Origin of the sequence: Bradyrhizobium sp. CCGUVB4N (assembly GCF_024199945.1) — a bacterium.
GTDB lineage: Bacteria > Pseudomonadota > Alphaproteobacteria > Rhizobiales > Xanthobacteraceae > Bradyrhizobium.
This window is the reverse complement of record NZ_JANADP010000001.1, coordinates 7,481,621-7,497,996: the sequence shown is the minus strand read 5'-3', so window position 1 is coordinate 7,497,996 and position 16,376 is coordinate 7,481,621. Positions and strand designations below refer to the sequence as shown.

At 63.9% G+C, this 16,376-nt stretch carries 20 protein-coding genes; 11 read left to right on the top strand and 9 right to left on the bottom strand.

Going from position 1 to position 16,376, the window contains the following annotated elements; translation table 11 throughout:
* Window positions 1–53 precede the first annotated feature (53 nt).
* Window positions 54–296 (top strand): transcriptional regulator, encoded by a 243-nt coding sequence (locus tag NLM31_RS34825; RefSeq protein WP_254133786.1) that lies wholly within the window; start codon window positions 54–56, stop codon window positions 294–296.
* Window positions 297–349: 53 nt separating this feature from the next.
* On the top strand, window positions 350–574 hold the full coding sequence (locus NLM31_RS34820) for a hypothetical protein (protein ID WP_254133785.1): 225 nt from the start codon (window positions 350–352) through the stop codon (window positions 572–574).
* Window positions 575–598: 24 nt separating this feature from the next.
* Here NLM31_RS34820 and NLM31_RS34815 read toward each other — a convergent pair whose 3' ends face one another.
* The 3 genes from NLM31_RS34815 to NLM31_RS34805 form a co-directional block, all read right to left on the bottom strand.
* Window positions 599–781 carry a hypothetical protein gene (locus tag NLM31_RS34815; RefSeq protein WP_254195187.1) on the bottom strand — a complete coding sequence of 61 codons (183 nt, stop codon included), beginning with the start codon at window positions 779–781 and terminating at the stop codon, window positions 599–601.
* Window positions 782–944: 163 nt separating this feature from the next.
* The gene (locus NLM31_RS34810; RefSeq protein WP_254195186.1) at window positions 945–1,118 is read right to left on the bottom strand and encodes a DUF3606 domain-containing protein; all 174 of its coding nucleotides are present in this window, start codon (window positions 1,116–1,118) and stop codon (window positions 945–947) included.
* Entirely contained in the window at window positions 1,106–1,354 is a 249-nt protein-coding gene (locus tag NLM31_RS34805; protein WP_254133783.1) for a hypothetical protein, read from the bottom strand. The genes NLM31_RS34810 and NLM31_RS34805 overlap by 13 nt, the downstream gene beginning before the upstream one ends.
* A gap of 836 nt (window positions 1,355–2,190) precedes the next feature.
* Between NLM31_RS34805 and NLM31_RS34800 the strand changes: the two genes are divergently transcribed.
* The 8 genes from NLM31_RS34800 to NLM31_RS34765 all read left to right on the top strand — a co-directional run bounded on the left by NLM31_RS34800 (window position 2,191) and on the right by NLM31_RS34765 (window position 9,347).
* Complete coding sequence (locus NLM31_RS34800; RefSeq protein ID WP_254133782.1) at window positions 2,191–3,357, top strand: cytochrome P450; 1,167 nt, start codon at window positions 2,191–2,193, stop codon at window positions 3,355–3,357.
* A 367-nt stretch (window positions 3,358–3,724) separates the two neighbouring features.
* A complete protein-coding gene (locus NLM31_RS34795) occupies window positions 3,725–4,675 on the top strand; it encodes a sulfonate ABC transporter substrate-binding protein (RefSeq protein WP_254195185.1) in 951 nt (316 codons plus the stop codon).
* Between the two features lie 38 nt (window positions 4,676–4,713).
* Window positions 4,714–5,667 (top strand): sulfonate ABC transporter substrate-binding protein, encoded by a 954-nt coding sequence (locus NLM31_RS34790; protein WP_254133780.1) that lies wholly within the window; start codon window positions 4,714–4,716, stop codon window positions 5,665–5,667.
* Window positions 5,664–6,842, top strand: coding sequence for an FMNH2-dependent alkanesulfonate monooxygenase (ssuD, locus tag NLM31_RS34785; RefSeq protein WP_254133779.1), 1,179 nt, complete (start codon window positions 5,664–5,666; stop codon window positions 6,840–6,842). The genes NLM31_RS34790 and ssuD overlap by 4 nt, the downstream gene beginning before the upstream one ends.
* Complete coding sequence (gene ssuC / locus NLM31_RS34780) at window positions 6,839–7,645, top strand: aliphatic sulfonate ABC transporter permease SsuC (protein ID WP_254133778.1); 807 nt, start codon at window positions 6,839–6,841, stop codon at window positions 7,643–7,645. Before ssuD ends, ssuC begins: the two co-directional genes overlap by 4 nt.
* 7 nt (window positions 7,646–7,652) lie before the next feature.
* Window positions 7,653–8,492, top strand: coding sequence for an ATP-binding cassette domain-containing protein (locus NLM31_RS34775; RefSeq protein ID WP_254133777.1), 840 nt, complete (start codon window positions 7,653–7,655; stop codon window positions 8,490–8,492).
* A gap of 32 nt (window positions 8,493–8,524) precedes the next feature.
* The gene (locus tag NLM31_RS34770) at window positions 8,525–9,106 is read left to right on the top strand and encodes a flavin reductase family protein (RefSeq protein WP_254195184.1); all 582 of its coding nucleotides are present in this window, start codon (window positions 8,525–8,527) and stop codon (window positions 9,104–9,106) included.
* An 85-nt stretch (window positions 9,107–9,191) separates the two neighbouring features.
* Window positions 9,192–9,347 carry a hypothetical protein gene (locus NLM31_RS34765; RefSeq protein WP_254195183.1) on the top strand — a complete coding sequence of 52 codons (156 nt, stop codon included), beginning with the start codon at window positions 9,192–9,194 and terminating at the stop codon, window positions 9,345–9,347.
* 116 nt (window positions 9,348–9,463) lie between these two features.
* Here the strand turns inward: NLM31_RS34765 and NLM31_RS34760 are convergent, their stop codons facing one another.
* The gene (locus tag NLM31_RS34760) at window positions 9,464–10,612 is read right to left on the bottom strand and encodes a M20 family metallopeptidase (RefSeq protein ID WP_254133774.1); all 1,149 of its coding nucleotides are present in this window, start codon (window positions 10,610–10,612) and stop codon (window positions 9,464–9,466) included.
* Between the two features lie 183 nt (window positions 10,613–10,795).
* A complete protein-coding gene (locus NLM31_RS34755) occupies window positions 10,796–12,046 on the bottom strand; it encodes a vanadium-dependent haloperoxidase (protein ID WP_254195182.1) in 1,251 nt (416 codons plus the stop codon).
* 380 nt (window positions 12,047–12,426) lie between these two features.
* Here NLM31_RS34755 and NLM31_RS34750 point away from each other — a divergent pair, with 380 nt between their 5' ends.
* Window positions 12,427–12,759, top strand: coding sequence for a GYD domain-containing protein (locus NLM31_RS34750; RefSeq protein WP_254133772.1), 333 nt, complete (start codon window positions 12,427–12,429; stop codon window positions 12,757–12,759).
* Window positions 12,760–12,860: 101 nt separating this feature from the next.
* Here NLM31_RS34750 and NLM31_RS34745 read toward each other — a convergent pair whose 3' ends face one another.
* From NLM31_RS34745 to fliG, 4 genes are read right to left on the bottom strand one after another with little or no spacing between them, the layout of a single operon-like run.
* A complete protein-coding gene (locus NLM31_RS34745) occupies window positions 12,861–14,246 on the bottom strand; it encodes a sigma-54-dependent Fis family transcriptional regulator (protein WP_254133771.1) in 1,386 nt (461 codons plus the stop codon).
* A gap of 53 nt (window positions 14,247–14,299) precedes the next feature.
* A complete protein-coding gene (fliN, locus tag NLM31_RS34740) occupies window positions 14,300–14,650 on the bottom strand; it encodes a flagellar motor switch protein FliN (protein WP_254133770.1) in 351 nt (116 codons plus the stop codon).
* Window positions 14,651–14,653: 3 nt separating this feature from the next.
* A complete protein-coding gene (locus NLM31_RS34735) occupies window positions 14,654–15,274 on the bottom strand; it encodes a FliH/SctL family protein (protein ID WP_254133769.1) in 621 nt (206 codons plus the stop codon).
* Window positions 15,274–16,365 carry a flagellar motor switch protein FliG gene (gene fliG / locus NLM31_RS34730; protein WP_254133768.1) on the bottom strand — a complete coding sequence of 364 codons (1,092 nt, stop codon included), beginning with the start codon at window positions 16,363–16,365 and terminating at the stop codon, window positions 15,274–15,276. Before fliG ends, NLM31_RS34735 begins: the two co-directional genes overlap by 1 nt.
* Window positions 16,366–16,376: the final 11 nt, after the last annotated feature.

The window sequence follows — 16,376 nt, the reverse complement described above, 5'->3', positions numbered from 1 at the left end:
GCCCGCTCGATCCCTGGATTGAGCGGGTTTTGCCTATTTTGAACGGGTGAAGGATGAGCGCCAGAAAATCGGCAGTACCGTCACCTGAAGCGATCGCGCGCGCCGATCGTCAGCGCCTCGCCGTCGAAGAGGGGGTGCGGGCCATCGCGGATGCCGAACGGCAGGCGATCAAGGTGCGCAAGAACATGGCGCGGCTCCGCGAGTTACGCGAGGCCAAGGAAGCCGCGGACGCGGCAGTGGCAGTAACCCTGGCGGCGCCAATTCCCAAAAAGCGCACGAGACGATTGCTGGGATAAACACCCTCGACACTTGTCGACGAATTTGCCGAGGACCGAGTTACAAGCCGGGAGTGCTGACCGTGCCCAGAGCAAAATCGGACGGCGGTGGAACGATTACATTCACCCTTGCGCTGGGCGCAGCGCGACAAATTTGCCGACTTACGACGACGTTTCAGACCGACAAGCAGGCCCTCAGCTATCTGCACAAATATCGGACGGAGTTCGAGCGTATCGCGCGAGCGCGTCTTGCTTCAGGGGAGCTCGAAGACGGAATTGTCGTGCTCACGATGCTCTAGGTCAAGGCTTGCGACAAGGCCGAGCTATTTCGTGGAGGCTTTCGCTGCAGCTTCCCGGGCCAGACGCTCGGCTTTCAAGCGCTCGCGATTCTCGTGAAAGGTTTGCTCCGCCTTAGCGTAGTCGGCGATCGGCTTGGCGTTGCTGATGGTCTTGAAAGCGTTGTCGGCTTCCCGTCGATAGCGGGCATTCACTTCGTTTCTGGTCATTTCTGACCTCCTGAGTGGGGTTGTGTTTCCGCCATGCCGGACGCGGGAAGGTCGAGATTGCGTCACCAGGCCAGCTTGAGAACGCTGACAAGAAGCCCCGACAGGCAAATCGCGAGCGCAACGTCGACAAGGAGGAGCCCGACAGGCATGCCCCGGTTCGGCTTCACCTTGTCAATTCCTTGCGGACCGCAGCGGCAGAATTGCCGACCTTGTTGACGACCTGTTGCAGCTGCGCGCGCGTGATGCCGAGTTCGTGGACCCAATACTTGATCTCATGACCGCGGTTCATGTTGATCTTGCTGCGGTCCGGTTGCGTTCGCTTGGTCAGCACAGCCATATGATATCCCGATCCGGGACGACGGTAGAAATCTTCGCAACTTGCTCCCGGTAGGACGAGATCGCCACGTTTGCCAGCATGAGCCTTCGGCGCTCGCCGGCGCGCAGCTGCCGCTCGATTGAATCCAGGATGATAGTTGCGGACTCCGCAGCGCCTCTCAGCTCGCCGGACTTCTCGAGAAAGTTCCAGGCGATGTCGAACGATTCTTCGAGCGCGCTGATGAGCACCATGGTCATCAACTCTCGCGCACGAGGCCTGTTCCTCTCGCACGATGGCGGCGGTGCTCTGGTTCACGGTCGTCCAGGCGATTTCGCGTCAATGAGGCGCTTGCTGCCACGCAGAAGAGAAACGCTCAAGCTAGGATGGCGTCGGTAGCCCGGGTGACGTCAGCCATTTGTTGACCTCACAGGCAACGTCGATCTGCCGCGCTTTCTGCAAGAGCTCCGCGCGGCGGACGCCAACAGGCATTCCTTCCGCTTGTTGGCGCAAATTGATCGCCTCTTGCATCAGGCGATATTCGAATGTCATTGACTGTTAGGGGGATCCCAGCGCCGGCACTTCAATGCTCCACTATCGGTTGAGCGGGAGCGCAACTCGCGTTCACACCACCGGTAGATGCTGAGGGCCGGACGGTGGCAGTGCGACACTGCGCCTTTGTCCGCCCGATAGCGAACGCTATTCCGGGTTCCTGGCAGGAACCATCTGCAAATCGAGCGGAGTCATCTTCTGGTGGTTCAGGTGCTGGCCCGATGGGGACGGTTCAGTTCGCTGGTGCGTTCACAGGAGGAAGCGGCTTCGTCGGTTGGATTGCAAATTCATGCGTTCGTGAGAGCGCAAGCACCACTATCAAAAAGCCGATCGTGATGATGATCATCCCCCGCATGGGGCCAGCTTAAAGCAAACCCAGCCTGCACCAATATGACCGAAGTCTAAGGCCGATCTTGCTGTCGCTCCGACGACCATCCGACGGATGAGGACGCCCGCCAATGCCGTCCCCATTTCTAGGGACAGACGCCAGCGTCCGAGTTCGCTAGTCTGGCCCGAAGCACACGAGAATTCCGAGGAAGCCGCATTGAGCACCGCGCCGCGCATCGACATCGACCCGGCCGCATTCTGGGCCGACCCGTATCCAACGCTTGCAAAACTGCGCAAGGAGGCGCCGATCGCCTACGTGCCGCAGCTCGGCTCGACGCTTTTGGCGAGCCGCGACGACATCTCGATCTCCGAGAAGCAGATCGACGTGTTCTCCTCGCACCAGCCTGCCGGCCTGATGAACCGGCTGATGGGCCACAACATGATGCGCAAGGACGGCGAGGCGCATCAGGTCGAGCGGCGCGCGATGTTTCCGACGGTGTCGCCGAAGACGGTGAAGGCGCACTGGACCGCGCTGTTCCAGGCCCATGCCGACCGCATCATTGACGCCATCGAGCCCGGCCGGATCGATTTCATGCGTGACTTCGCGCTGCCGTTCTCCGGCGAATGCCTGAAATCGATCACCGGCCTCACCAATATCGGCTTCGCCGACATGGATGCCTGGTCGCAAGGCATGATCGAGGGCATCGCCAATTATGGCGGCGACACGGGCGTCGAGGCGCGCTGCCACGCCGCGACGTCAGGCATTGATGCCGCGATCGACGACATCCTGCCGGTGATGCGTAAGCATCCCGATCAGAGCATTCTCGGCGTGCTGCTCGCCTCCGGCATGCCGATGGCGAGCGTGCGCGCGAATGTCAAACTCGCGATCTCCGGCGGCCAGAACGAACCGCGCAAGGCGATCGCCGGCACGGTGTGGGCGCTGCTGACCCATCCCGAGCAGCTCGCGCTGGTGCGCAAGGGCGAGGTGACCTGGCTCGAGGCGTTCGAGGAATATGCGCGCTGGATCTCGCCGATCGGCATGTCGCCGCGGCGGATTGCAAAACCGTGGTCGATCCGCGACGTCGCGTTCGAGACGGACGAGCGTGTGTTCCTGATGTTCGGTTCCGCCAATCGCGACGAGAAGCATTTCGAGCGTGCCGACCAGTTCGACGTGCGGCGTGATACCTCCAAGAGCGTGGCCTTCGGTGCCGGTCCGCATTTCTGCGCCGGCGCCTGGGCCTCGCGCGCCATGATCGCCGACGTCGCGCTGCCGACGGTGTTTGCGCGTGCCGGGCATATCGAGCTTGCCGATGACGAAGAGGTGCGGATCGGCGGCTGGGCGTTCCGGGGCTTGCAGAATTTGCCGGTGCGATGGCTGCAATAGCCCGGCAAGGCCGTCCATCCCGAGCGCCGCCATCATGCCATCCTGCGCCTGTTTTGCCCGACGCGTCAAGTTAAGTTCGGATAATTCGTAGTCGGGTGCTTTTGCGCGCCCGGCTACTGTGCATGGGGTTGTTTTCGCCTTTTTGTTCCGGCTCCGAGTCAGAGGTCGAACGCGCGAGGCCGTTCACATCCGCGTGCAGAAAAATTCCATCTTCATTCGCTCCGCCGTTTGAAAGATTAATCATGCGCGCTGCCATAGGGGCAGTGTGTGCATCGCTATTTTCCCGCACGTCTCGACAGCTTTCCCGCTCCGCACCATCATTCCACGGACATGAATGATGACGGCCGTACGCGGCCGGGAGTTTGGAATGCTGCGTCGAGATTTTCTGAAACTGTCCGCCGGAACCGCCGCCGCAGCTGCGTTCGCTTCGCGTGCCGGCGCGCAAGGCGCGCTGAAGGAAATTCGTATCGGCTACCAGAAGACCGGCGTGCTGGTCATCACGCGCCAGCGGGCGACTTTGGAAAAACATTTCGCTGCCGTGGGCATCGACGTGAAATGGGTCGAGTTCTCCTCCGGCCCGCCGATGATGGAGGCGATGAATGTCGGCAGCGTCGATTACGGTGCGGTCGGCGATTCCCCGCCGGTGTTCGCCCAGGCCGCGGGCGCGGCGATCGTCTATGCCGCCGGCCAGCCCATCACCAACGGACAGGGCATGCTGGTGCCCAAGGATTCATCAATCCGTTCGATCGCAGACCTGAAGGGCAAGCGCGTCGGCTTCACCAAGGGCTCCAGCGCCCACAACGTCGTGGTGCAGACGCTGGAGAAGGCGGGGCTGACCTACGCCGATATCACCCCGGTCTATCTGACGCCGCCGGACGCCGGCCCCGCCTTTGCCAATGGCAGCATCGAGGCCTGGGCGATCTGGGATCCCTATTTCGCGATCGGCGAGACCAAGCAGAACGGGCGCATCCTGATCAATGCGCGCGAGGTCACCAAGACCAACTCCTTCTACATCGCCAACCGCGAGTTCGCGAAGACCCACGGCGCGATCCTGCAGCAGATCGTCGACGTCACCACCGCGACCGGTCAATGGGCCGAACAGCACCGCGACGAAGTTGCCAAGTCCTTGGCTGCGATCACCGGCGTTCCGCTGGATATCCAGGCCGTCGCGGCCGCTCGCGCGAATTTCGTGATCGGCCCCGTTACGGACGACATCGTCGCGACCCAGCAGGGCGTCGCCGACCGGTTCTACAAGCTCGGCCTGATCCCGAAGCCGATCGTCATCCGCGACATCGTCTGGCGCAGCACGGCGACCTGATCGTGCCAACCAATCTCCCCATTTCAAAAGGTCTGAACATGAGGCGTATCATTCAGCGACTGATTGCGGCGATCGTCCTGTCGATCGGCATCGTCGCGGCTGCGGTCGGCACCTCCTACGGCCAGGACAAGGTGGTGCGCATCGGCTACCAGAAATACGGCAAGCTGGTGCTGCTCAAGAGCAAGGGCACGCTGGAGCCGAAGCTGGCTGCCTCCGGCTACAAGGTGGTGTGGACCGAATTCCCGTCCGGCCCGCCGCTGCTCGAAGCGCTCAATGTCGGCGCGATCGATTTCGGCAACACCGGCGAGGCCCCGCCGATCTTCGCGCAGGCCGCCGGCGCGCCGATCCAGTATGTCGCCTATGAGCCGCCGGCGCCGAAGGGCGAGGCCATCCTGGTGCCGAAGGACAGCCCGCTCAAATCGGTGGCCGATCTCAGGGGCAAGAAGGTCGCGCTCAACAAGGGCTCCAACGTTCACTACCTCCTGGTCAAGGCGCTGGAGAAGGCGGGCGTCAAATACTCCGAGATCGAGCCGGTGTTCCTTGCACCGGCCGATGCGCGCGCCGCCTTCGAGCGCGGCGCGGTCGATGCCTGGGTGATCTGGGATCCGTTCCAGGCCGCCGCGGAAGCCGCGACCGGGGCACGCACGCTGGCTGACGGCACCGACATTGTCGCCAACTATCAGTTCTATTTCTCCTCGAAGAAATTCCTCGATGCCAACCCGAAGGTCGTCGACGTCGTGCTCGCCGAGCTGAGTTCGGTCGACGATTGGGCCAAGGGCGACATCCACGCGGTGGCCGAGCAGCTCGCTCCGGCGATCGGCCTGTCCGTCCCGGTGGTCGAGGTCGCGCTGAAGCGGCAGGCCTACGGCATCAAGCCGCTGACCGATGCCGTCATCGCCGACCAGCAGCAGGTTGCGGATGCGTTCTTCGCGCTCAACCTGATCCCCAAGGCAATCAAGATTTCCGACGTGGCGCGGAGGCCAGGTTCATGAGTAAGACCGCAAGCACGCAATCCAACGCCAACATCCTATGGTTCCTGCCGACGCACGGTGATGGCCGCTATCTCGGCACCGGCATCGGCGGCCGCGAGGTCAATTTCAACTATTTGCGCCAGGTCGCGCAGGCGGCGGACCAGCTCGGCTATTTCGGCGTGCTGTTGCCGACGGGACGGAGCTGCGAGGATTCCTGGGTCGTCGCCTCCTCGGTGGCGCCGTTCACGGAGCGGCTGCGCTATCTCGTCGCTGTCCGACCCGGCCTGCAATCGCCGACCGTGGCGGCGCGCATGACCGCGACGCTCGACCGCATCACCAATGGCCGGCTTCTGATCAACGTCGTCACCGGCGGCGATCCCGTCGAGAACAAGGGCGACGGCATCTTCCTCAGCCATGACGAGCGCTACGAGGTCACCCGCGAGTTCCTCAACGTCTATAGTGATCTGCTGGCCGGCAAGACCGTCAATGTCGAGGGCAAGCACATCCATGTCGAGGACGGCAAGCTGCTGTTCCATCCCGTGCAGTCGCCGCGGCCGCCGCTTTATTTCGGCGGCTCGTCGGATGCCGGCATCGACGTCGCTGTCGACGCCGTCGACAAATATCTCACCTGGGGCGAGCCGCCGGCGCTGGTTGCCGAGAAGGTCGCAAGGGTAAAAGCGGCTGCAGAAGCGCGCGGTCGAAAGCTCTCCTTCGGTATCCGTCTTCACGTGATCGTCCGCGAGACCAATGAAGAGGCCTGGTCGGCCGCCAACGAGTTGATCAAGCATGTCAGCGACGACACCATCGCCACTGCGCAGAAGAACTTTGCGCGCATGGACTCGGTCGGCCAGCAGCGCATGGCGCAGCTCCACGGCGGCAAGCGCGACAAGCTCGAGATCGCACCGAATCTCTGGGCCGGTGTCGGCCTGGTGCGTGGCGGTGCCGGCACGGCGCTGGTCGGCGACGCCCAGACGGTCGCCGCGCGCATCAAGGAGTATCAGGACATCGGCATCGATACTTTCATCATGTCGGGCTATCCGCATCTGGAAGAAGCCTATCGCTTTGCCGAGCTGGTGTTCCCGCTGCTCTCGCTCGATCTGCCGAGCAACGTGACCAAGCTGCACTTCAACGGCGGTCCGTTCGGCGAGACGGTCGGCAGCGATTACCGTCCGCAGCATCGGGTGTCGCAATCATGAGCCTCATCGACAGCGTCTCACTGCCACGCAACTTCCGTCTGCCGCGCGTTGACGGCCTGGTCCATTGGATCGTGCCGCTTGCCATTATTGCGATATGGCAGGTGGCGAGCGTCACCGGCTTCGTGCCGGTACGCGTGCTGCCGGCGCCGAGTGACGTCGCGCTCGCCGGCTGGAAGCTGCTGCTGTCCGGCGAGCTGATCCGCAACATCTGGGTCTCGTTCTGGCGTGCCTCGATCGGCTTCCTGATCGGCGGCAGCATCGGCTTCGCCTTCGGGCTCGCCAACGGCCTGTCGCAGCTGTCCGCAAAACTCACGGACACGACGCTGCAGATGGTACGCAACGTGCCGCATCTGGCGCTGATCCCGCTGGTCATCCTGTGGTTCGGTATCGATGAAAGTGCCAAGCTGTTTCTCGTGGCGCTCGGCGTGTTCTTCCCGATTTACCTCAACACGCTGCACGGCATCCGCACCGTCGACCCGCAGCTGATCGAGATGGGCCGCATCTACGGCATGAGCGACGGCGAGCTGTTCCGCCGCGTCATTTTCCCGGGCGCGCTGCCCTCAATCTTCGTCGGCATCCGTTTCGCGCTCGGCATCATGTGGCTGACGTTGATCGTCGCGGAGACCATCGCGGCGTCCTCCGGCCTCGGCTACATGGCGATGCAGGCGCGCGAGTTCATGCTGATCGACGTCGTCGTGCTCTCGATCCTGATCTATGCCCTGCTCGGCAAGCTCGCCGACAGCGCCTCCCGCGTGCTGGAGCGCCTGACGCTCTCCTGGCACCCCGCTTTCCAGAAACGCTGAGAATCACATGCAAACAGCCCTTCGGACCTCCCTTCCGGAAACCGAGCTCGCCAGCCGCGCCAATTTCGCGCCCGCGGCCCGCGTGACGCGCGAGGAGCGGCCGCTGCATGTGAGTGGTCTGCCGCTCAGCATCCGCGGCCTGCGGAAATCCTTCGGCGACAACGAGGTGCTGCGCGGCATCGATCTGCACATACCGGCCGGCCAGTTCGTTGCCATCGTCGGCAAGAGCGGATGCGGCAAGAGCACGTTGCTGCGCCTGATCGCCGGCCTGGAAAAGATCGACGCCGGCAGCATCAGCTTCGGCGATGCGGCGATCCAGCCGGAGGATATCCGCGTGATGTTCCAGGAGCCGCGGCTGCTGCCCTGGGCGCGGGTACTGTCCAATGTCGAGGTCGGGCTCGGCCGCGATCGTGCATCCGATGATGCGCAGTCGCGTGCGGAGAAGGCGCTCACCGAGGTCGGGCTCGTCGACAAGCGCGATCAATGGCCGTCGGTGCTGTCGGGTGGCCAGAAGCAGCGCGTCGCGCTCGCCCGCGCGCTGGTCTCCCGTCCGCGCGTGCTGGCCTTCGACGAGCCGCTCGGCGCGCTCGATGCGCTGACCCGCATCTCGATGCAGCGGCTGCTGGAGCGGGTCTGGCGCGACCAGGGCTTTACGGCGATCCTGGTGACCCACGACGTCTCCGAGGCCGTCGCGCTGGCGGACCGGGTGCTGGTGATCGACGAGGGCCGCATCGCCCACGATGTCATGGTTAATACCGCCCGGCCGCGTGAGCGCGGCTCTGCCGAGCTTGCTGCGCTCGAGGGCTCGATCCTGAGCCACCTGTTGTCAGCGGACGATCGTACCTAGATAAAGAGGAACCCCGTTTCGGGGACCATGCCATGAATGTAGTGCCCCGCGATCTCATGACCGAAACTGCCGTCTCGTCTGCCGATTTCCGCGGCGCCATGCGCCATCTCACCGGCGGCGTCAGTGTCATCACCGCAGGGCGGGGCAAGGACATCACCGGCATGACGGTTACATCCGTAACCTCGCTATCGGTCGACCCGCCGACGCTGATCGTCAGCATCAATCGCGATGCCTCGTCATTTCCGCTGATCCGCCGCCACGGCGCCTTCGGCGTGAACATCCTCGCAGGCGATCAGCTCGATGTGGCCGAACGCTTTGCCGGCAAGGGTGGCCTGAAGGGGGCCGCGCGTTTCGCAGGCAGCACGTGGGTCACGGCGGTCTCCGGCGTTCCGCTGCTGGTCGGCGCCCTGTCTGCCGTCGATTGCGAGGTCGAGGAGATCGTCGAGCGTCACTCGCACGGCATCGTCATCGGCCGTGTCAGGGACATCAAGAATTCAGTGCGGACCGCAGCGCTCGCCTATTGGCACGGTCAGTATGTGGCGGTGGATCAGGACGAGGACGCCGCAAGGCTCGCCGAGGTCAGCGTTCCCGCGCGCAGCAGCCGCGGCGTTTGATCGCCGCGCTCAGGCTGGCCTTTTCTCGCCCATCGCTCTAGAAGCGCCCTGAGCCCTCCCGCCGGGACGGCAACGGAGCGGAACGATGAAGCGCGTCGGGATCTGGGCCTTCTATGCCGTCGGTGCGCTGGCGATCGTCTATCTCGCGCTCTACGCCTATGCGACCTTCCGCGGCCAGCCGTTCGTGCCGGGCGATCCCATCCACATTTTCCGCAAGCCGGATGCGCCGAGCTATTCGTAGGACTCGGGCGGTCTCGTAGGGTGGGCTAAGCGAAGCGTGCCCACCACCTTCATCCAACTGAAACAGATGGTGGGCACGGCGCAAGTGCGCCTTTGCCCACCCTACGGGACCTGCGCTTACCCCCGCAAGATCGCCAGCGCCAGCGCCTGTGCACGCGGCACGATACTGTCGAGCTCGAGATATTCCTCCGGCGAATGGGCAAGCCCGCCCACGGGGCCGACGCCGCAGATAGTCGGCGTCCCCACCGCGGCGGTGAATCCGGAATCGGCGCAGCCGCCGGAGAACTCGCCCTGCAGCGTGGTGAGGCCGGCCTGCTTTGCGGCGGCCTGATAATTTTCGAACAGCGCCTTCGAGCTCTCGCTCTGCACCACCGGCACGAACTCGCCTTTGATCGTCAGCGTCGCGCTGGTGCCGGGTACATAAGGCGTCGCGATGATGCGTTCGATCTCGGCCATGACAGTGGCACGATCCTTCGGATCGACATAGCGCATGTCGATCTGGCCCTCGGCGTAAGGCGCGGTCGTGTTGACCGACTGGCCGCCCGAGATGAGCCCGACATTGAGCGTGATGCCCTTGGTGAGGTCGGTCAGCGCGTGGATCTGGATGATCTTGTGCGCGAGCTCGCCGATCGCGCTGATGCCGGCGGCGAAATTGGCGCCGGAATGCGCCGCCTTCCCGGTGACGGCCATGTGCATGAAGATGCCGCCCTTGCGGCTGGTGACGACATTGCCGGTGGGGCGGCCCGGCTCGGAATTGAACACGGCGCGCGCAGAGCGTCCCTCACGTTCGATCACCGGCCGCGACGACGGCGAGCCGATCTCCTCGTCCGAGGTGATCAGCAGCTTGATCGGATGCGGGTTGCCGCCGAATTTGTGGAAGGCGGTCGCGACGAAGATGTTCATCACGACGCCGGCCTTCATGTCGGCGACACCGGGCCCGTAGGCGCGCTTGTCCTTGATCGTGAACGGGCGCTTCCCCGCTTCGCCCTTGCCGAATACGGTGTCGCGATGCCCCATCAACAGCACCGGCTTCTCGTTGCTGCCGGGCTTTGCCACGTCCGCGTGGATCGCATCGCCAAACGTGCCGTGGCTCTCCCGGCGCGAGGGAATGCCGTGTTCGGCAAAGTGCCGCTCGAACCGCGCACCGACCGCATCGACGCCTGCCTTGTCATAGGATCCGGAATCGATGTCCACGACGTCGCGCAGCAGATCGATCATCGCCTGCCGCTGCGATGCCAGCCAATCCGTGATTTGAGTCTCCGACATCGTCACTGTTCCCCAACTGATGCGATGCTGCGCTTATAGAGCCCTTGTCGACGATGAGGTAGGCGCCGAACGCGGGCACTCTGCGCAGAATCGCACGTCGGGTAGCGCAGGGGCGGAGTTGTCCAGCCAATTCGGACGCGCGACAGGGCGGATTCCGCCTGGCCGGTCCCAAACGGCAATAGCCTAACGGTTCGGTTCCGCCATCGCTTCTACACCGCGAAACTGCGTCGCGACGGTCAACGCACCGATCTTCCGGCCCATGTCCTTGCCGACCTCGGTCGAGAACCGGTAGTGGAAGCCGGCCCAGATACGGGCGTTGGAGACTTCGTCGCTATAGTCCTGGAGCCGGGACCATTTGCGTGTGACGCCCGATGCGGTGGGGCTGGTCAGCGAGAATTCGCCGAAATCCCCAACGACGGTCTGGAGCACGGTCGAGATCGCCGCCGACACGATGCAGTGAGCACAGGGGTATTCCGGGTGCATCGGCGTTTCCCCCAGCGGTAGCCAGGACGGATCGCGAGGCGTCGCCGCATTCGACGTCAGATCGGCGTTGCGGATGGCCGTGATCGGTCGCCAGAAATTGTAATGGTACTTCGCGTCAAATACGGCGACGATGGCATCGTTGCCCGCAATCGACGTCAGCGCGTACAGCCGGGCGCAGTCGACGAGATCCATGCCCTTGGCCATCGCCGCCTGCCTCACAATCGGATTGTAGGTGCGCGCGCCGACAAAGAACCAGAAGCGACCGATCGTCGTTTGCTCGGGGGTCCGGGTCGGGCTGCTTCGGCTACCGATCTCGCGGATCTCATTGACGTCCCGGGTCCAAACCTCTGAATCAAGAGCCGGCGGGGGCCCGGGGCGAAACTGCGATCCGGAGGCCATGACCCAGGGCGTCGTCGCACCCGTGGTTGTGAAACTCGGGATGGTGGTAGGGACGTAAGCACCCGGTGTCGTCAGCGGGCGGTAGGTTTCCGGAGCGGCGCTGCCGTCATTCGCGCGAAGCTCGACGATCTTCACTGCGGCCTCTCTTCCGAGCTCAATGCCGGCGATCTTGGAATCGCTGTCGGCAATGGGCGCCAGCGAGTTTGTCAACGTCGCGTCAAGGTCCGGCTTGAGGTCTGGATAGATCGACAGCAGCACGTCGTGAGCCGCAACTGCCGCCGCAGCTTCCCGCGACGTCGAACGGTCTGCGGGCAGGGAGACTTTGTAGGGCGCGTACCGGCGATCAATCGCGTTGACCGCCTCGAACATCGCGACGTGCATCATGGACAAGGCGCGGCTGTGCGGCGCTGGAGGAATTTGCTTCTCGGCAGCGATTGCGTCGGCCTTTGCATTCCAATCCATGATCACGTCGGCGCGCGCAAGCGGTGTCGAAGCTGCGATCAGTGTTACAATCAGCGATAAGCGGGAGATGGTCCACGACGCGTATTTCATGGCATGCCCTTTCGATTGAAGGACGTTTCGCGAGGCCGATGCGGCGCTGGCGGACTTCACATCGCGCTGCGCGAGGACTCTAGCTGTCTTGATCTGTTCTGCTTGTGAAATGCCTCACTCAGCGGCGGCGCGTGCATCGCGCAAGTTGTCGCGGCCGGCGGAATAGTCGAGGCTCGAATGGGTAGGCTTGGCTTACCGTTCGCGCTGCATTGTGGAGTCGGCTATAGTCGGCTCAAGCTGCCAGTTGGACGTGCCGAAGTCCGAAGCTGGATTTTTTTCAAGGCAGCTCGCATGCCGTCGGCAGGCAATGCCTCGCTCTCGTTTCAGAGCTTCTTTTCCGAGACTGCATTTTCGTTGCTGTAACCTCAACGGAGAGAAACATGCCGTTGTTCATCTCGTACGTCTCGTACTCAAATACCGGGATCAAGGGAATGATAGACAAGCCGATCGATCGCACGGCGGTCATCGGCGCGATGGTGGAAAAGGCCGGCGGAAGGCTCCAGGGAGCCTTCATGACCACCGGTCCACATGACGCGCTGCTCGTCACGGAATTTCCCGATGGAGCGGATGCCGTCGCCATTGCAATGGCCGCCGCTGCAAGCGGCGCCATTGCCAAGATCGAGACGGTGCGCGCCTGGAAGATGAGTGAATTTAAAGCTGTCGCGGAAAAGGCCGCGAAGCTTGCAAGTGTGTACGTACCGCCAGGCAAGTAATCTGACACGAGCGTAGTGGCCGCTTGGCCAAACACTCACGGTCGGGTCGTCCCGGCCGTGAGGCCCGGGGTCGGGCGTCACGAGACCGGCAAGCTGGTTGCCTACGCTCCCATCATCGGCATCCGCGGATACTCACCCGGCGTGCCGGCCGGCGTGATCGGGATGCCGCCGTCGGCGTATTCGTTGAGCTTGTTGCGCAGCGTGCGGATCGAGATGCCGAGGATGTTCGCGGCATGGGTCCGGTTGCCGAGGCAGTGCTTGAGCGTCTCCAGGATCAAATCGCGTTCGACGTCGGCGACGGTGCGGCCGACGAGGGCGCGCGTGACTTGCTCGGCAGCCATGGTGGCGTGCGCCACGGCCGGTGCCGTCTTGGCGAGGTCGAGGCGGTCGCCGTCCGGGGTCAGGATCGCGTCGGGCCCGATCTCGTCGCCCTGCGCCATCAGCACCGCGCGGTGCATGGTGTTCTCGAGCTCGCGGACGTTACCCTGCCAACGATTGGTGGAGAGCACGCGCTTGGCTTCGGCCGAGATGGGGCGCATCGGCACGCCATTGGCCTCGGCATATTTCTTCACGAAGTGCTGGGCGAGCTCCATGATGTCGGCGGGACGCTCGCGCAGCGGCGGGATCTTCAGATTCACGACGTTGAGGCGGAACAGCAGGTCCTCGCGGAACGTGCCTTCGCGCACGGCTTCCGCCAGGTTACGGTTCGAGGTCGCGATGATGCGGATATCGACCGGCACCGGCTTGGTGCCGCCGACGCGATCGATCACGCGCTCCTGGATGGCGCGGAGCAGCTTTGATTGCAGGCGGACGTCCATCTCGGAGATTTCGTCCAGCAGCAGCGTGCCGCCGGTCGCTTCCTCGAACTTGCCGATGCGGCGGGCGATCGCGCCGGTGAAGGCACCCTTCTCATGGCCGAACAGCTCGGATTCCAGGAGATGCTCGGGGATCGCGGCGCAGTTGATCGAGATGAACGGGCGCTTGGCGCGGGCCGAGCGGGTGTGGACGTAGCGCGCCAGAACTTCCTTGCCCGTGCCGGATTCGCCGGTGATCATCACCGAGGCGTCGGAGCCGGCGATCTGCTGAGCGAGCTTGATGACGCGCGCCATGGCTTCGTCGCGATAGACCAGCTCGCGGGAATCGTTGGCCACCGCGGCCAGCACCGCTGCGATCAGTTCCGGATCCGGCGGCAGCGGGATGTATTCCTTGGCCCCGGCGTGGATCGCGGCCACCGCGGCGCGGGCGTCGTTGGTGATGCCGCAGGCGACGATCGGGGCGTGGATGTGCTCGGCCTCGAGCCGCATCACGAGGTCGCGGATATCGAGGGCGACGTCGACCAGCAAGAGGTCGGCGCCCTTGCCGCCGCGCAGCACGCGCATCGCCTGCTCGTGATCCTCGGCGTGGGTCACGGTGGCGCCGTTCTCCATCGCGATCTTGGTGGCGGTGGTGAGCTGGCCCTTCAATGTGCCAACGATGAGAAGCCGCATGTCAGTCTCCTGTCCGTCTGTTCGCGCTGCCGCGCGTCATTCCCTGTTTGGCGCTAGCCGCGTTCAGTCCTGATGATTTCCGTCATGGTCACGCCGAGCTTGTCCTCGACCAGCACCACCTCGCCGCGGGCGACGAGCTTGTTGTTGACATAGATATCGATGGCCTCGCCGACGCGCCGGTCGAGCTCCAACACGGTGCCGGGCCCGAGCTTCAACAGCTCGCCGACGTCCATCTTGGAGCGGCCGAGCACGGCCGAGACCTGTACCGGCACGTCGAAGACGGCCTCGAGGTCGGCGGCGACGCGCGAGGCATATTCGTCCTCATTGTAGCTCACATCGGCGCCGGTCGGCGGCAATGGGCCGTTGAGGTCGGGCAGCGGGACCTGTCCGTCGTTGTCGCTCATGGCTTAATTCCCCCTGCGGGACGCGATATAGCGTCCGACCATGTCGTCGATCTTGGCCGCGATGGCGTGGCGCTCCAGTACGACGCCGCCATCGGCCCATTCGATCCGGCAGTCGCCGGTGGCAATTTCGGGTTCGGCCAGGATCACCAGCCGTCCTTCGAAGCCGCTCTGCTTGGCCAGCCGTTCGATCTTCTCGCGCGCGCTGTCGTAGAGCGCGTCGTTGATGCGAACGACGAGATGCGGCGTCGCGACCAGATGCGAGAAGCAGTCCTTGACCAGACCCATGATCTCGCCGAGCGGCTCGGCGGCGACCAGGTCGGCACACAGCTTTCGTGCGACCGCGACCGCGACGTCGACCGCCTCGGTCTCCATCTTGCTCTCGATGTTGCCGATCCCTGCGGCGATGCCCCGGATCGCGATGTTGATCTCTTCCATGGCGAGCGCGACGCGGCGGTCGCTCTCGGCCTTGGCCTCGCGCTGGCCCGCGGCAAAGCCGTCCTGATAAGCGCGCGCTTCGGCTTCCGCGACCTTCTGCGCGATCTCGGCCGCGGTCGCCGCCTTCTCGCGCGTCCGGTCGGGCGCGGCGAAGTCGGTGTCGAACAGGAATTTGGCCGGAGCGCCCATCAATACACCAGCTCGTCGTCAGCGCGGTTCTTGGTCAGCATGATCTCGCCCTTGGCGGCGAGGTCTTTTGCGAGGTTGACCAGCAGCGCCTGGGCCTCGTCGACGTCGCGCAGGCGCACCGGACCCATCGCCGCCATGTCGTCCTGCAACATCTTGGCCGCGCGCGAGGACATGTTGCCGAAGAAGAAGTTGCGGACATCCTCGTTGGCGCTCTTCAGCGCTACGCCGAGCTTGTCCTTGTCGACGTTGCGCATCAGGGTCTGGGCCGAGCCGGAATCGAGCTTCACGAGGTCGTCGAAGGTGAACATCAGCGCCTTGATGCGCTCGGCGGATTCGCGGTTCTCTTCTTCGAGCGAGGTGATGAAGCGGGTTTCGGTCTGGCGGTCGAAATTGTTGAAGATCTCCGCCATCACCTCGTGGGCATCGCGGCGGCGGGTCTGCGACAGGTTGGACATGAATTCGGTGCGCAGCGTCTTCTCCACGCTCTCGATCACCTCCTTCTGCACCGCTTCCATCTTCAGCATGCGGTTGACGACGTCGAGCGCGAGGTCCTCGGGGAAGATGCCGAGCACGCGCGCGGCGTGCTCAGGCTTCAGCTTCGACAACACCACCGCGATGGTCTGCGGATATTCGTTCTTGAGGTAGTTGGCGAGAACCTCTTCCTGCACGTTGGACAGCTTCTCCCACATGTTGCGGCCCGCGGGGCCGCGGATCTCGTCCATGATGCCGTTGACGCGCTCCGGCGCCAGATATTGCTGCAGCAGACGCTCGGTGGCGTCGAAATTGCCCATCAGCGCGCCGGAGGCCGACATGCGCGAGACGAATTCGAGCAGCATGTCCTCGACCGTGTCGACCTCGACGGTGCCGAGCGTCGACATTTCCAGCGAGAGCTGGCGCACCTCGTCGTCGTCGAGCAGCGACCAGATCTTGCCACCATATTGCTCGCCGAGCGCCAGCATCAGGATCGCGGCGCGCTTCGGTCCGGCCACCGCTTCGACCTTGGCGCCCGTGCGGCTGCCGGCGCGCTGGCCGAGCGTGGAGATCACACTGGTGATGTCGTTCGAGTTGGCGTTCTGCAGAGTGCCGGCCATGTCAGTTCACT

Coding starts and splice junctions, on each gene's coding strand:
- NLM31_RS34825 (WP_254133786.1), top strand. CDS start 54: ATGAGCGCCAGAAAATCGGCAGTACCGTCACCTGAAGCGATCGCGCGC.
- NLM31_RS34815 (WP_254195187.1), bottom strand. CDS start 781: ATGACCAGAAACGAAGTGAATGCCCGCTATCGACGGGAAGCCGACAAC.
- NLM31_RS34810 (WP_254195186.1), bottom strand. CDS start 1,118: ATGGCTGTGCTGACCAAGCGAACGCAACCGGACCGCAGCAAGATCAAC.
- NLM31_RS34805 (WP_254133783.1), bottom strand. CDS start 1,354: ATGACCATGGTGCTCATCAGCGCGCTCGAAGAATCGTTCGACATCGCC.
- NLM31_RS34795 (WP_254195185.1), top strand. CDS start 3,725: ATGCTGCGTCGAGATTTTCTGAAACTGTCCGCCGGAACCGCCGCCGCA.
- NLM31_RS34790 (WP_254133780.1), top strand. CDS start 4,714: ATGAGGCGTATCATTCAGCGACTGATTGCGGCGATCGTCCTGTCGATC.
- ssuD (WP_254133779.1), top strand. CDS start 5,664: ATGAGTAAGACCGCAAGCACGCAATCCAACGCCAACATCCTATGGTTC.
- ssuC (WP_254133778.1), top strand. CDS start 6,839: ATGAGCCTCATCGACAGCGTCTCACTGCCACGCAACTTCCGTCTGCCG.
- NLM31_RS34775 (WP_254133777.1), top strand. CDS start 7,653: ATGCAAACAGCCCTTCGGACCTCCCTTCCGGAAACCGAGCTCGCCAGC.
- NLM31_RS34770 (WP_254195184.1), top strand. CDS start 8,525: ATGAATGTAGTGCCCCGCGATCTCATGACCGAAACTGCCGTCTCGTCT.
- NLM31_RS34765 (WP_254195183.1), top strand. CDS start 9,192: ATGAAGCGCGTCGGGATCTGGGCCTTCTATGCCGTCGGTGCGCTGGCG.
- NLM31_RS34760 (WP_254133774.1), bottom strand. CDS start 10,612: ATGTCGGAGACTCAAATCACGGATTGGCTGGCATCGCAGCGGCAGGCG.
- NLM31_RS34755 (WP_254195182.1), bottom strand. CDS start 12,046: ATGAAATACGCGTCGTGGACCATCTCCCGCTTATCGCTGATTGTAACA.
- NLM31_RS34750 (WP_254133772.1), top strand. CDS start 12,427: ATGCCGTTGTTCATCTCGTACGTCTCGTACTCAAATACCGGGATCAAG.
- NLM31_RS34745 (WP_254133771.1), bottom strand. CDS start 14,246: ATGCGGCTTCTCATCGTTGGCACATTGAAGGGCCAGCTCACCACCGCC.
- fliN (WP_254133770.1), bottom strand. CDS start 14,650: ATGAGCGACAACGACGGACAGGTCCCGCTGCCCGACCTCAACGGCCCA.
- NLM31_RS34735 (WP_254133769.1), bottom strand. CDS start 15,274: ATGGGCGCTCCGGCCAAATTCCTGTTCGACACCGACTTCGCCGCGCCC.
- fliG (WP_254133768.1), bottom strand. CDS start 16,365: ATGGCCGGCACTCTGCAGAACGCCAACTCGAACGACATCACCAGTGTG.